Annotated in this window: 6 protein-coding genes; 2 read left to right on the forward strand and 4 right to left on the reverse strand. The window is 56.9% G+C overall.

Annotated elements, in window-relative coordinates:
- Positions 1-209: 209 nt before the first annotated feature.
- Positions 210-1,268, reverse strand: coding sequence for a transposase (locus tag WJU23_RS17165; protein WP_346333836.1), 1,059 nt, complete (start codon positions 1,266-1,268; stop codon positions 210-212).
- A gap of 68 nt (positions 1,269-1,336) precedes the next feature.
- Here WJU23_RS17165 and WJU23_RS17170 point away from each other — a divergent pair, with 68 nt between their 5' ends.
- Positions 1,337-1,618: a hypothetical protein gene (locus WJU23_RS17170; protein ID WP_346333837.1), complete on the forward strand. Its 282-nt coding sequence runs from the start codon at positions 1,337-1,339 to the stop codon at positions 1,616-1,618.
- 12 nt (positions 1,619-1,630) lie between these two features.
- A complete protein-coding gene (locus WJU23_RS17175) occupies positions 1,631-2,125 on the forward strand; it encodes a hypothetical protein (protein ID WP_346333838.1) in 495 nt (164 codons plus the stop codon).
- Between the two features lie 1,164 nt (positions 2,126-3,289).
- Here WJU23_RS17175 and WJU23_RS17180 read toward each other — a convergent pair.
- From WJU23_RS17180 to WJU23_RS17190, 3 genes are all read right to left on the reverse strand, one after another.
- A complete protein-coding gene (locus tag WJU23_RS17180; RefSeq protein WP_346333839.1) occupies positions 3,290-5,617 on the reverse strand; it encodes an RHS repeat-associated core domain-containing protein in 2,328 nt (775 codons plus the stop codon).
- Between the two features lie 92 nt (positions 5,618-5,709).
- Positions 5,710-6,189 carry a hypothetical protein gene (locus WJU23_RS17185; RefSeq protein WP_346333840.1) on the reverse strand — a complete coding sequence of 160 codons (480 nt, stop codon included), beginning with the start codon at positions 6,187-6,189 and terminating at the stop codon, positions 5,710-5,712.
- Between the two features lie 61 nt (positions 6,190-6,250).
- On the reverse strand, positions 6,251-15,001 hold the full coding sequence (locus tag WJU23_RS17190; RefSeq protein WP_346333841.1) for an RHS repeat-associated core domain-containing protein: 8,751 nt from the start codon (positions 14,999-15,001) through the stop codon (positions 6,251-6,253).
- Positions 15,002-15,331 lie beyond the last annotated feature (330 nt).

Genomic DNA, 15,331 nt, shown 5'->3' on the forward strand with positions numbered 1-15,331 from the left:
GCATCGCCAGACCAGGTTGGAACATGACCGGCAACGCCGCGTGCCAGCAGCACGGACGGCGCGGAAAATACGTGTCCAGCAACAGCCATGAGAGCCTTCCGGAGGAACCCGGTTCACCACGCTCGAAGCCGCATAAAATCAAGGATCCAGGCATTTTCCGCTTGACGACTTTTTTTCAGAGAAGGGTGCGACAATTGACAGATTTGTTTTCAGGAGGGGTCATGGGATTTGATGAAGACTGTCAATGTTTCGGGCAGCCGGCCTTTCTTTCCGGCTTTCTCGAGACGCCGGATCTGCTGGCTCACATTGGTGGCGCTGCTCATGTGCAGCTTCCTGGCGATCCATTCCTGGGTCGCTGTCGTCTTCTTCCACACCAGCCTCGCCAGCGCCACCTTCCGGATGTCTGAGCCTTTGAGGGTAGCGAGGTCTTTTTCATCGAGTCCGGAGGCGGCCAAGCCCTCTTTCACATAGACTTCCGCTTTCTCCAGGCCGTGTGCCCTGGACTGTGGGCTATGCTTATAGGCGCGGGATTTGGGTGCTTTCTCTCCCTTGAGAACCCCGTCCACCCATTGCCGCAGTTTTTCGGCAAAGGCCTGGCTTCCCCAATACCAGCCGCGCCGCAGGTGGCTGCACCGCGCATCCACCTCTTCGGGCAAGTGTGGCACGCCACAGTTTTTTAGCGATTCTTTGACCGCGCGTTCGTCCAGCCTTTCCACCATCCGGCGGTGCCCGGAGGTGTTGTCGGGAAGCTCAAAGGCTTTCAGGGCCGCTTCAGTGTCCAGCCATTTGGGACGGCGCTTCGGCGGCAGGGCATGACCGCCGGCGAGACTGCTCCACGGGTAGTCCAGCACACTCTGACCGCTGCCGGGCCGCACCAGGCGGGCGCGCACGGGATTGAGGTGGATGTAGTCCATCAGCGTCTGGTAATGGTAACGGTCCTCGCCTTCCACCACCACAGCCTTGTAACGGTCGCCAAACAGGCGGCCCCACTGATGGTGGCGCACGTTGTAACGGCGGGTCAGGGTGTTTTGCAACCAGGACATGCCAGCGACGAGATTGGCCTCGGGCGTTTGGATGAAAAGGTGGTAATGATTGCCCATGAGCACCCAGGCATGCACCCGCCAGCCCGTCATCTCACAAGCCTGGCCAAGGGTGTGGAGGAAGAAGCACCGGTCATCGTCATCATGGAAGATGGCTTCCCTGCGGTTGCCCCGCGCCATCACATGATAATAAGCACCGGGATACTGGATGCGGAGGCTGCGCGGCATGTCTTGTCAATATCATAGAATGTCCAATCTGTCAATTGTCGCACACTGACCCCGTTTCTTGTTATACCATGACTGCCAAATGTCTTTGCATCGAACAACGCGCCGATTCCTACACCGGCAAGCGAGGTGTCGTCCACCAGCAGGTCCTCACCCTCCTGGACATCAGCGCCGAACACCGCTTTCTGAACACCTTCGATTTTGTCCTCAGCCCCGAGGACATCGAGAAGCTCAAAGGAGCCTCCCTGCGTGACCAGCATGTGGAGCTGGGCATCACCGCCTTTGAACCCACCTTCGGCGGCAGGCTCCGTGCCCGCGGTGCCCTCATCAGCAAGCACCCAGCCAAGGCCTAAACCCTCACGACCATGGAAGCACCGGAGATTCACGTCCTCAAAGAGATCCCCTGGCAGTTCTTCGGCACCCTCACCTTCAAACAGGAGCGGCTGCCGGAGAGGATCCGGCTTTCCATGTTCTTCGCCCTGCTGCGCAAGTCTGCCAAGGCGCACAGGGTCCCCTTTAAAAAGCTCCTCTGGTGCCTCCGTCAGGAAGACGGTGAGGCCACCGGGAGACGGCATTTTCATTTCCTCCTCGCAGGACTGCCCCCAGAAGCCTGCTCCATACGCACCTGCTTTGCCCTTAAAAACGGCTGGGAAGCCCTCAAGGGCGGCATGGCGCGTGTGAGCCTCTTCGACCCCCGTCTGGATGCGGGGAGCTACCTGACCAAGCCGCCCGCTGGCCCCGCCGATCCCGGTGACGCCTACGAGTCGGCCAAGTTCGGCAGCAGCACCTGCAGCCTCATGATCGCTCAAGCCGCCTGGAAGTTTGCCGCTTCCAGGAGGGCGGCCCAGCTAATGCGATAAGGGCTTAACATCCGGCACAGACGGCTTGCTCGGGCCGCATGTGACCTTCCACAGCCTGGCTCCACCGCCCGGCAGAGGGGATGCGCGCGCAGCGCGCGCCCCTCGCTGGGCGGTGGATGGCTTGAAGACCCACTATGCCCACGTCCCAAGACCCCTTCGCCGGGGAGGATCCCCTGGACTGCATGTGAGATGTACCTGCTATGGATTGTCCCATTTGTTAATTGTCGCACCCTGATCCCGTTTCCTGTTATTTCCTATCGGTACAGCAAACATTACGAGGAGAACGAGTGATTGCCACAGGATGACCTCCAACGAATTTGGCCCGGACGCTAAGGCAACAAGAGCCTCTGATGACAATAAACAGGCCAGACCTAATGTCAGATTAACTATTGAGTATGTGGCCCTATTTGACAATTTATTCACCCAGATGAAAAGAAGCAGGGGCAGTGCATAAACAACAAGGGATAACACCACCAAAGCGGGGTGCTCACAAGCAGGGTTGAATACAAAACCCAGCCAGAGCAGCGCTCTAACGATAGTCAAAAAAACCAAACAGCAAAGGCTGCCCAGCAAAAGAACTTTAAGAATGATCGCATTAGTTTCATCGCCACGGCATCGGTCCAACGGGGACCGTTTCATTAATTACCCGCCAAGCTTCTTTGGTGGTCCCACCACATTTTTCGCTGACCGTCTTTCCAACGGCGTTAAGATATGACTTCCACATTGTATCCGCCACACTATGCGCCTTGCTCTCTGCAAGCGCATTTAGGTTGTTGGTTACTTCATACGCCTCAGTCCAAATAGATATCGTCGAGCATTCGCTCTCATGTGTCATTAGTGGCTCTGACCCCCAACGGCGTCGCCCAATGAGTGGATGCGATTCTTCCGTTGTAGCCTGGAGGTCATAAGGAGCGTTAGACGGCCCAGTGGTCGTCTCTACTCCAATATCATTTGCAATTAGCCCAGACAGAAAGCCATCTAAACCCTGAGGTTGAAACTGCGCATGACCATCGGAAACCTCAACCCAAGCCCCAGTTTTTGCACCGTTGAACAAGTCGAAAGTTCGCAAATGTTTACGAACCATCTCTTGCATCTCTTTAATTGTGCAGCAACAACCTGTAACAACATTCTCATGCTTGGTATGATGCCAAGCAAATTGATCGTTTACTTGTGAATTAATTGGAGGCTCTCCAGGTGCTGGAGTACGTGGGGGGTATAGTTTGGTATCCATCCCTGTCGGCCTAGCACATCCACCCTGTTTACCGGATCATTGTGGACCATCCCGTAAAGGTTGATTCCCCCGCGTTCTCCAATCGGATCCCGTGAGATCCACCTGCCCATTTCCGGCGAGTAATACCGGTAGCCGTAATACAGCAGCCCCGTCTCCTCGTCCTCATACTTGGTGCTAAAGCCCAGCGGTGGTAGCTCGCCTGCGCGCCGTCTTTCCTCCCATACCTTCTCGCCGAAGGCTCCGTAGTCGTGCTTCGACACGACCACCCCGCTGACTCCTTCCACATAGGCGGTTACGTTCCCGTTGCCGTCATAGCACGGGGTCAGCGTCACTCCGCCCGCTTCCTCCACATAGACCAGCCCTCCCACGCCTCCGGCCTGCTGGCCGTCAGAACTGATGTCGTTGCCCCAGGCATAGGCCCTTAGCAGCGCGGGTGCTCCTCCTGATCCCATCTGGAATTCGGCGATCATGTTCCAGCCATCATACAGATATCGCAGTTCCTTTTCCAGCGTCATTGTTCCGCCGCTGCTCACAAATCCCAGCACCCGCTTGGCCACCCGGCGGCCCACGGCGTCATAGGCAAACTCCAGGCGCTTGCCGGGGGCTCCCGCCGCCAGTGCGTCGGCGCGGGTTTCCATTGCCGCCAGGCGGTTCTCCGCCGTCCATTCATAGGTCCAGCGGCCGTCGCCGGTCAGGTTGCCGTCTGCATCATAAGTGAGGCTCTCCGGGCTGGCTGCGAACCACAGGCTGCCTTCCTTCTCCGTGGTCACCGGCGGTGGCCCGGCCCGGCTGGCCGTGATTTCCAGTTCCTTCCACTCCGCCACCCCGGCGGCCTGCGCCTTGGCTGCCGGCACGGCAAACTCCCAGCCCTCACGCTGCGGCGATCCGCCATCGTGGCCGCTGACCTGCAGCGCAGCTTCCGGTGCCGCCACGCCCAGCACCCACCGCTCCGGCAGGATCTCACGTTCCGTGATCTGGTTGCCCTCATTGGCCGTCCAGGCGGCCACCAGCGGCCCGTCGCTTCCTTGTTCCTCCAGAGTCTTCCGGTTGCCTGCCAGATCGTGGTCATAACCCGTCTGCATCCCTGGACGCAGCGGCGCGTCTTCGCCCCCATGGCGCGCCTTCACCGCGTGGATGACCTCTCCGCGCGAGTTGTAGCCATAACGCCACTGCTCCCCGGTTTCACGCGTGGCGCTGCGGCGGCGGTCCATTGAGTCAAACCCGTACACATGGCGCGTGAGGGGGAAGGTTCCGCGCTTCCACTTCACCGCCTTCAGGCGGTCCAGGCTGTCATATTCCCAGATGCCCTCCGGGCCGCCATTGCCGTAGGCCAGGGAGGTGCGGCGTCCGCTCACCGGATCATAACCGTAAAGGGCCTGGCGGCCAAAGGCGCTGACGCTCTCCAGGCGGCCTGCCGCATCAAAGCCGTGTTCCGTGCTGCGGTTTGCTCCCGCCCAGCTCCACGACACCTCATCACTACGGTGGTTGCTGGCATGGTAACCATAGCTGAGCACCGCCCCGTCCAGCAACCCGCCGCTGATGCTCTCGCCACTCAGGGCGCCGTTTGGCCCATCGTAATGATAGGTATGCAGGCCCGCTGCATCTGTGGTGGTGTGCAGCCGTCCGTCCGGATGATAGGCATGGCTGATGGCCGGCGTGCCGTCGTTGTAAGTGATGCCCTCCAGCCGCCCGGCGTCATCATAGCTGTAAACGGCCGTCACGGGAGCCCCTTGGGCATTGGTCCGGCTCCAGCTCCGGCTCGCCAGGCGGGCGGTGGCCGGATCATAAAGGTAATTGGCGGAGTTGCTCAATGCGTCCGTTTTGTCTCGCAGCAGGCCGCTGGCGGGATCATAATCCCAAAGGGTGGCATCCCCCTCGCTCTCCGTGCCTGCTGTGGGCGTGGTGCGGAAGGTGTCCAGCCGGGAGAGATGCCCGTAGGCATCATACCCGTAGCGCAGCGGGGCCGTGCCGCTGCCGGAGACAAAGGTCACCCGGCCCAGGAGGTCATAGGCATAGTCCGTCCAGGTGCCGTCCGCGCGGATGTGACGGGACGGCCTGCCTGCCCCCAAGCTGCCCTGGGGATGGTAATGGTACATCTGCACCGGCAGAAACACCTCCCCACCCGCCGACCGGCGCTCCACCCGCAAAACACGGGAGCGCACGGTGCCATCCGGCAGGTCATCATAAACGGTGCGCAGGGCCACCCCGTTGGCTGAAGTTACCATGAACGGACGCTCCAGGGCATCATAGTCATAGGTCACTGTCCCGGGGGAAACGGGGTCAGGGAAACGGGGTCAGGCGACATGAAGCCTGACCCCGTTTTCCAGGCTATTGGTTGGCGCGTACGTGCATTCTACTCCCTATGCAACCTTGCATAAATTCGTGGCATCGTGGCTTCCACCAGCCGCCAATCAGGTTCGAAATTAATACTTCCCACTTGTTTTTCTAACCTCTCCCATATCCCATCTAATGACTTAACACCACCACGGTTAAACATAACTTCAGCTACATTATGATCGTAGCGTCGGGCCAAAATATGCCAGGCAACGGAACTAACGTCGAGACCGCTGTCTTGATTGTACTGCTCCGTGTCTATCACATCCGCAAAGCTATCGGCATTTAACAATACGGCATTCACCAAAGGACGCCCAGAAAGTATTAGATTTGAACAAAAGTCCGTTAAACCAGAGCCATTGGCCTCATCTGAGAAAACCGCGCAATATAAGTGATATGAACGAGGACTAAATAGTTTTGAAAATATGTTAGCTGCCTCGGCTTGAAATAAGACTAATTCATGATCAGAAAAATTTTCAAGATGCTGCCGCAGTTCCACGGCTCTGTGATAAAGATCACTTTTTGTTAAAATGTGTATAGTTCTCCACAACATATAATTATCAATTTACCGCTAGGGCTTCGGTTCTAGCCCTCACAAGTGCTTCTATCACAACAGCCGCCGCCGGGCCACCATTTTGTTGAGTAAAGCCCTGAGCCATATATCCTTCACAAATTTGAGCTTCAGATTGATTACCAGATTCAACTGCCCATTTCCAATTTTGGACATGGTTGGTCATGTCTTGCGCTGCTCCTTTTCCGTTAGCGAACATAATCGCCATACCCACAAGACCAGCAGCTCCCCCCACCTTTAGTCCAAGGGGTACTTTTCCACTGGCATTTCCGACTGATGTCATTGTTCTCTTACTGCTGAAAAAACTCTTTTTAGATTCATATTCCGTCGGGGCCTCTCCTGGTTTTAGCCGAGGATTTGTGGTATCTTTGGCAAGGTGGTATTTTTCATCACTAAGACGTTGGGTGCCAAGTGATTTATAATCGGGGTGTTCTTTAGCCAAATGGTCTTGAATTTCACGTTCCACGACCATCCGCTGGGCCTTCGCACTAGTCTGACTTGGATTATCTTCCGCAACGATTGTTCGGGAATAAGCAATTGTTCCCTCTTTATCCCTCAAGCTCTTCGCTTGATGGTTATGGTCATTCATCCGTTCGGCTGGCGGCCGTTCAGTTTCCCCGACATAGTACTCTTTCGTTTTGTGATTTATCTCAACATAAACACTGCCGACTTCTTTAGCTGCCAAACCTCTCGGATCGAACTTGCTCCAAGGATTCTGTTTCACATACGCATACAAGTTGGGGCCGTCCACGAACCCCGCAGGGTCGCGGCTCAGCCACACGCCGGTTTCCAGGTCGCGGTAGCGGAAGCCTTCGTTGAGCAGGCCGGTGGGGTCTTCCTCTTTGCTGTTGGCGCGCTGGCGGTCTTCGTTGACCCCGGTCTCCTGGGTGCGGCGGCCGTAGGCTTCGTAGCTGGCCTGCCAGGTGATCGCACGGCTATGGTTGCTCTGCGCCACGATGTCGCCCCGGCCGTTGCTGAGGCTGTATTTCAGGGTGGTTCCGCGCTGGCTGTAGAGCATGCCGCCTACGCCGCCGCCCATGTCCGGGCCGCGCAGGTAATGCACGGTGGGCTGCAGGCTCGGGGTGACGGTGACTGGCGTGCTGCCCTCATACTCGGCCAGGCTGACGCCGCCGGAGAAGACCACTGCGCGGTTCTTCGCCGGACCTGTGGCGGGCGTCTCCTGCGTGGCGATGCGTCGTGTGCGGTAGTCATAGGCATAGTGGTGCTCGCCGCCGTCGGGAGTGTTCACCGTTACCAGCCGGTCCTGCGCGTCCCAGTGGTAGGTGGTCGTGCCGGTGGCCGCTTCCGCCGGTGCTAGCGCGATTGAGGCCGCCCCGCCGGTGATCGCCTGGCTGGCACGGTTGCCGGCATCGTCATAGATCAGTGTGGCCTGGCGCAGAATGGTCCCTGCTGGCATCTCGCGTTTTTCCCAGGCCGTGAGCTGGTTGGCGCTGTTGTAATGGTAATCCCAATGGCCCGCGCCGCTGCCGCCAGTCACTGTTTTGCTCGCCCGGTTGTTGGCGTCATCATAGGCATACACCGTGTTGGTGTCGCTGCCGCTGCCGGTGGGCAGGTCAATGATTTCTCCGGTCAAGCGGCTGGCATCGTCATAACTGAGCGTCGTGGTCTTCACGCCGCTACCGCCCAGCGCACCAGGCCAGCTTTCCTCCTGTGTCATCAAATTGCCCAGGGCGTTGTAAGTCCAGTCAAACTTGGCCAGGATGCCGGTGGGGGTGCGGTTTTCCAGGCTGCTGTACAGCGTGCGATGCTTCAACCTGCCGGCCAGGTCGTAATCGTTTTCCGTCACCTGGCCGTTGCCAAGCATCAGGATCACGGCTCGTCCGGCGCGGTCATAACCATAGGTGGTCAGGCGGCCGCCTTCGGCGATGGTCTCAGGCCTGTTCATCGCATCATAACTGGTCTCCACCGTCCGCCCCGTGCCATAAACGGCGCGGATGCGGTTGCCTGCCACGTCATAAGTGTATGTATGCGTAATACCCTGCGAGGTCTCCGTGAGCATGCGCCCGCCCAGGTCATAGGTGAAGCTGACGGCGGCCTCCGGGCGGCCCGCCTCCGTGACGGTCAGGACGCGGCCTTTGGCGTCATAAGTCATGGTACGCGACAGCGCAGCGGCTCCGTCACCGGCAGGGGCGCTGCTGGTCAGCACACGGTCACGCTCATCATAGGTGAAGGTGGTGGTGATATTACGCGGCGAAGTCTGCGTGAGCTTCTGCACCGCATTGTAGGTGTGGGTGATCGTGTCGCCGTTGTCAAAGGTCTGCGTGAGCAGCCGGTTCAGCCCGTCATAGGTGAAATCCGTCTCCTGGTCCTTGCCATCCACCACCTTCGTGCGGTTGCCTGCGGCATCGTATTCAAACCGGTTGAGGATGTTCTCCGGGTCCACGCTGGTCAGCAGGCGGCTGTGCGCATCGTAAGTGTTGGTCGTCGTATGGCCCAGGGCATTGGTCAGCGTCAGCACATTGCCGCGCGTGTCATGCGTGCTGCGGGTTTTGTTCTGCAGCGCATCCGTCACCGCATACACGCGGCCCGCGCGGTCATAGGCCTTCGTGGTCACGCCGCCGCCTGTGTCCTCCACGCTCAGCACCTGGCCGGCAGCATCATAGACCGTCTTGCTCACCAGGCGCACAAACTCCGCCGCCTCCGCATCCCACACCGGTGGGCTCACCGTCTGGATGGGCCGGTTGCGGGCATCGTAAAAGGTGTACGTGATGCCTCCCAGCGGACCTTTTTGCGTGAGCTGGTTGCCCGCCGCATCATACGTGTATTCCAGCACCGGGGTCTCACCGCCCACAGCGGGAAGCTCCGTGCGGATCAGCCGCCCGGCGGCGTCATAATGCATCATCGTCGCCGCTTCCGCCTCATCCACGGTGCAGAACACCTTGCCGTCGTGGGTATAGTAATGCCGCACCGTGGTGTCATCCGGATAGGTCGTTTCTATCACCTGGCCAAAGGCATCATAAACATGCTCCGTGGTCCGGTTCAGCGGATCCGTGATGGTCAGCGGATTGCCCACCGCGTCATAGGTCGTGTGGGTGCTGCCATAACCCGCCACCGTTTTCGTGACGGGCCGGTAAAGCTTGTCATACACAAACGTGGTCACCACGCCGCGCGGATCCGTCACCTTCGTCGGTTTAAAGCCGCTCACATCAAACACCCCGCCTCCGGAGTTGGCCCCATATTCATAAGAGGTCACCTGCCCCCCGTCATTGACCTCCTTCAGGCGGCCGATGCCGTCATAAGTATAAGTGGTCACCTTTCCGCCAGGGTCGGTCTGGGTTTGGATCTGGCCGCGGGAGGTGTAGGTCGTGCTTTGGACGATATCACCGTTATAGACCATCTGGCCGGTCACCTCATTGTATGTCGCGGTGGTGTAGTTGGGATCGGCCGCCCAATCGCCGTCCAGATTGAGAGTGGTGGAGATCCTTCGGTTCAGGTCGTCGTAGCCATGGAAGGTATACACGCGGTTTTCATTACTTTCACGCCACAGATTGCCATGGTCATCATACTCGAAAGTTTTATATTTGCCGTCGTCATAGACCACCGAAGTCAGGAGATTTCTAGCACCATAACCATATCCAAAATTGGTGAGCCTCCCCAGCCCATCAATCACTGTGCGTTTGTTTCCATTGAAATCGCAAATAGTAGTTGTGGAACTGATCTCGACAAAATCCTGGTCTTCATAGGTTCCTATCGTCTGAGTCTTTTCTGTCCACAAGCCGCCGTCCAGCGTCGTCAGAATCACCGTGGGCGGCATGTTTTCCTGGGCAGTGGATGAGATGGTTTCCTTGACCACCAGGCCTTTGAATGTCTCATGGTATTCATAGGTGGTGATCTTTCCTGCACCGCCAGGAACCATGACCGTCTCAGACAGGCGTCTGCCGGTGACAGGTTCCACCTCATAACTGGTGAGAATTCCCCGCTCATCCTGGATGGATGACATCACCCGGGTATCAGGTGCATAGGTGAAGTGCTTTTCCCCAGCCATCGCATTGACCTCCTTGACCGGGTCATCATAATAAAAACCGGACATTCCAGAGAACTGGTTGCCCGCATGTTCGTATTCGAAAGTGGTGGTGTTACCGGAAGCATCCGTCGCGGATGCCAGGGCCATGCCGGCGGCGACATTAAATTCATAGGACTCTGTGACAGGTAAACCGGTGGTTCCCTGGCATTGAATGCTCATGTTCAGATAATTCACCAAAAAATGAGTGGATGTCAGGTCATCATCCGGCCCATTCCTGTTTTTACCCCAGGCAGGATCGAAGATGACGGGGTCGGTAAACTGGTACGTCGTGGTCTGGTCCGGCATGGTGACAATGTTGACGACGCCTGGTGCAAACACCTGGCCGCCAATCGGTGCCGTGAGTCCCGGTCCGGCATCCCGGCTGCCTTGAAACGAGATTACGGATTCAGGGCTGTAGATCTTTTGCACCATGAAAGGCAGCCCCATCTGGATTCTCTCCATAGGAAGATTGTTGACCATTTCCTGAAAACGGACACTTTGGTCCGATATCCAATTGAACAAATACTCTCTTCCCAGTTCATCTACGATGCGGAAAAGGTCAATATGATGGAAAGTCAGAACCTTGGTGGGGTCCGCTGGGGTGGGGTCCTGCACCTGCCTATACTGGTAATCATAGTAAACGGTGGTCCAGTTCTTGGTCACAGAACGAAGCGCGGACAGCCCCCCGGGTGAGGGGAACGTATTGTCTTCGTGCGCCACATAGGAATAAGTAATGATGTGCCCCAGCGGATCACGGATCTCGGTGACTTTGCCATTGTGCTGCTTGATCTGGATCTCACGGCCGGTCCGATGAGGATCATAGATCCGGCTGGGTATCAGCGTGTCATTGCTGGCATAATGATAAACTAGCTCGTTTCCCCAGCGGTCCGTCACCTTTTTCAGCCTTGCATAAGTGATCTTGCTGCCGCGGCCTTCATCAGTGATGCGGTCACTGGGCATGATCTGTTCGATGCTGGTCAGTTCGTACTCGCAGACTGTGCCAAATTTTTTACGCAGGATTGCCTGGCTAAGGTCCTCACCCTCCGTGGTCAGGGTGTTAAAACTGGTCTTGGCATCATTCAATTCGTCACGAGAGTGCTGCCAGACCTCGTCCTGCAAAAGGAACTGCTGGCGAGCGCCCTGCTCATCCACCACCGTCGCCCGAAGGCTGGCGGTGCTGAATTTTCCCAGGGTTTCATAGCGGATGTAGGAACAGATGTTGGACGACCAGCCGGGACCAAAGGCGGCCTCCGGGCGCTCCCACGGCCGAAGACCTGAACGGTTGTTCCAAATCTCCGTCGCCAGATCTCTGCGGACCATCAGGGGTAGAAGACTGTCTGCCGTTTCTGCATAAACATCACTGACGGAATGCCTGAGCTGACGGTTAAACGCATCCACATAGGTCTCCTCAGGATTCTGCCCGGACTCGTCCTGCTGCTGGGGCTTGGCATCGGGAATGGGCAGCCCGTTGATGCCGATTTTCCGGTAGCGCGGGCCGCTGGAGTCACTGATAGAAACACCTCCAACCAAGGTAGGCGGATCCGGGGGGGCTTCCACAGGCACCACAGTGATCTCCTTCTCCTCCCCCGGCGCGGGAGCCAAGATGACTTCTGAGCGCGGATTTCCAGAATCCAGCATTTGAAAGAGCTCCCCATCCACCCTCACCGCCACGATCCCCCAGCTTTTATCGTCCTCCGGCGGGAGCAAATCTACCTGCGCCGTTTCTTTGTAACTCGTATCTGGGGTGATCGGGAGCCCTCCATCCTCGCATGTGCAGTCGTCTGAGCCACCCAGCAACGGATGTGTGCATGGAATCCGGCCATCTTCACAATCTAGATTAGTGCAGGCTGGAGTGACAAAACCGCTCCCATCACAACTGAGGCACCCAGGTTGGGGGGGGGCACAATTTGGGCAGTCTCCGTTTTGGCATTCTGTACAAGCAATATCGGTTCTACCGGTGTCGTAGCAGGTTGCGCAGCCTGTCGGCCAGTCGATTTTACCTGTGCCACTACAGTTCGAACAGTCCTCACCCAGGTAAAGCCAGCCTTGTCCGCCGCACTCCGTGCAGTCCTCTTTAGGTGTGTGATATTGACAGTCCGTGCAATTGCCACGGACAGACGCATCACCGCCACATGTAGCGCAATATCCAGACCCGCCGCAGGTATTACAATGGTTATTGCATTCAACACAGACTTGCTCTGCCGGACATTGAATGCATTGTGTGTAACCTTCGCCCGCACAGTCACCGCAGATATCGCCGTGGCAAAAAATGCAATCTCCAAGGTTAGGATCCTCCGGTGTGCCGCCCACGCTGGATTTGATGGTATTGCTGGCGCTGATTGACTCGCTTGTTGAAGTTTTATACTCCCCGGTGGAGGAATCAGTGACGGTTCTGTAAACCGTAATTTTAGTATCATAGGAGGGCAGTCCCTCTGGCGGATCTCCGCTCTCCCAGCCGCCGCCTTCATTGAAGGACTTGTTGACCGGTGTGCCGGCCTCCAGATCCGCCCGAATCTGAGCTTGATAACGCTGCAGCAGGCCTCCAGGCACGGTGGGTGCCGTGGGGGCGCTTTGCTGGTGGAAGGTGTCCGTGTCATGGGCACCGCTCTGTGAATCTTGAAGCCGGGGATGTGTGCCGTAACGAAACTCCGTGAGATTGCTCAGCCGGTCATTGTCTTCATCCCGTCCCGCATCCACAGGGGAGCGGACATCCAGAAAGTACTTATGCTCCCACACATCAGGCATACCGTCTCCATCGGCATCTCCGGTGACCAGAGACTGATGCCATGATTTTCCCCATACTTGGTTAATCCAGGTCATGTCTGGCGTACTCCCGTTCGTTTCCGGATTGCCAGGGTCAAGCGCGTAAACCATCTCCTCAAAGTTCAGCACCCCATCGCCGTCCAAATCCTCCACGGAATCCCCAAAAGTGTATTTGTCGAAATGCCCTGGATAAACCGTGTTCCAGTAGTCTTCCTGGATGTCGGTCATGCCGTCACGGTCATTATCATAGACATGCAAATTTCCATCCAGGCGCGTGCCCTGGAGGTACTCCTGCAAATTGCTGGTATGATCCGCATCCAGGTCGCCCTGAGCATCTTCAGGATTAATCGAACTCATGGCCGGAGCATAAAAATTCTCAATGGCATCCGGGATCCCGTCATTGTCACTGTCCGTGACATCCACCATCAGGCTGTCCAGATAAAGTGAACTTAATGAATGCGGATTGTTCGGGTCCGAAAAATAGACCGCGAGTTCATCCAGATCTGTCAGCCCGTCATCATCCGTGTCAATTTTCCAGGGATCAGTCCCATACATGATTTCCTCCCCATCATAGAGACCGTCGCCATCTGAGTCAGCCAGCCAAGGATCCGTATAAAAAACGTACACTTCATCATCGTCTGTCAGACCATCACCGTCAGAATCAAGCGGCTCATAAACTTCCTCGCTATCATTGGTACCATTGTAGTTCCAGTCTTCCCACAAGTTTGGGTCATCCGGGTGAGAATCATTTCCGTCATGATGTCCGTCTCCGTCCATGTCTGACGGTGGATCGTCTACTGGTGGATCGTCACCTTCATTGTATCCGTTGGCATCCCAGTCACTCCATAAATGCAGATCATAGGGATGGGAGTCATCCTGATTGAAAAAACCATCCCCATCTTCGTCCCCGTAGGGATCCAGTTCGACGGGGTCGTCATTGTTTCCATCATAATCCCAGTCGCACCACAAATATGGATCGTAGGGGTGGGAGTCATCTTGATTTAGGACAGTGTCGCCATCTTCATCTCCATAAGGATCCAGCTCAAGTATTTCATCATTGTTGCCGTCGCCATCCCAGTCACTCCATAAGTTCGGGTCATAGGGGTGGGAGTCGTCCTGATTGATAACATTGTCCCCATCTTCGTCTGAATAAGGATCCAGTTCAACGGGTTCGTCGTTGCTGCCGTCATCATCCCAGTCGCACCACAAATTTAGATCATAGGGGTGGGAGTCGTCTTGATTGAGAACACTGTCGCCGTCTTCGTCCCCATAGGGATCCAGTTCGACGGGCTCGTCATTGTTTCCATCATAATCCCAGTCGCACCACAGATTTGGATCCTCAGGATGAGAGTCGTCCTGGTTGGCATAACTGTCCCCGTCATCGTCACCATATGGGTCTGACTCCTCAGCCATAAACGGATCTGGATCATCGATGTTTTTGATGCCATCTCCATCCCAGTCAAAATAGCTGTGTCCTGGACCGTCCACGGAATAGTCCACGCCGTAGTATCCATAGGCTTCATCGTGATCGCTGTAACCGTTGTCATTGGTATCCCAGTCCAGGGGGTCATAACCACTGTCTATTCCGCCCAATAAATCCACCTCATCACCATCCGTGATGCCGTCCGCATCGGTGTCCGGATTGAGCGGGTCGGTGCCCCACGCGATCTCCCTTTCATTGGACATCCCGTCACCATCGGAGTCCAAATTATCGGAATGATACCACCAAAGCTCCCCATCATCCCAGACGCCATTGTCATTCCAATCTTCAAACTGGATGATGTCGGCTCCGTTGTCATAGGATCCAATGGTCACCCCAAAGGATGAAGGCAGCAGGGAGAACGGCAGGACGGCCAGCAGCAGACTGTGCACTAGCAGCCTGAAGCCTTCATGCCGCCGGATGAAACTGAGCAGCAAGGTGTCACGAAATCGGGAACTTCGGGAGTGCTTCATGGTTGGGAGGAGCTTAATTGCTTTTAGGAGCTGGGGCAGATTTTGGAGCGTGCTGTGCTGGGGACGCAGGCTGGGAGGGCCTGGCAGGAGCGATTCCGGTCTGTCCGCCAGGACCTGGGGGTGATGCAGGGCGCGGACGGGAAGTGAGGGGCCGCTGGGGGCTGCCGGGGCGTGGTGCTGTGCTGCTGCCGGACGTGGAATGAAGCATTGGCCGCTGCCCCACGGGAGGAGATCCAGGGGCAGTATTCCGGGCAAGCGGTGAACTGGTCTGGCTGGCAGGAGGTCCGGGTAGCGGCAGTTTCCTAGCGGGTATTTGTACGGCTTTTGAAG

The organism is Prosthecobacter sp. SYSU 5D2 (assembly GCF_039655865.1).
GTDB lineage: Bacteria > Verrucomicrobiota > Verrucomicrobiia > Verrucomicrobiales > Verrucomicrobiaceae > Prosthecobacter.

What these genes read in the sequence shown, in the direction of transcription:
- WJU23_RS17165 (WP_346333836.1), bottom strand. Translation starts at nt 1,268, where the DNA reads ATGCCGCGCAGCCTCCGCATCCAGTATCCCGGTGCTTATTATCATGTG.
- WJU23_RS17170 (WP_346333837.1), top strand. Translation starts at nt 1,337, where the DNA reads ATGACTGCCAAATGTCTTTGCATCGAACAACGCGCCGATTCCTACACC.
- WJU23_RS17175 (WP_346333838.1), top strand. Translation starts at nt 1,631, where the DNA reads ATGGAAGCACCGGAGATTCACGTCCTCAAAGAGATCCCCTGGCAGTTC.
- WJU23_RS17190 (WP_346333841.1), bottom strand. Translation starts at nt 15,001, where the DNA reads ATGAAGCACTCCCGAAGTTCCCGATTTCGTGACACCTTGCTGCTCAGT.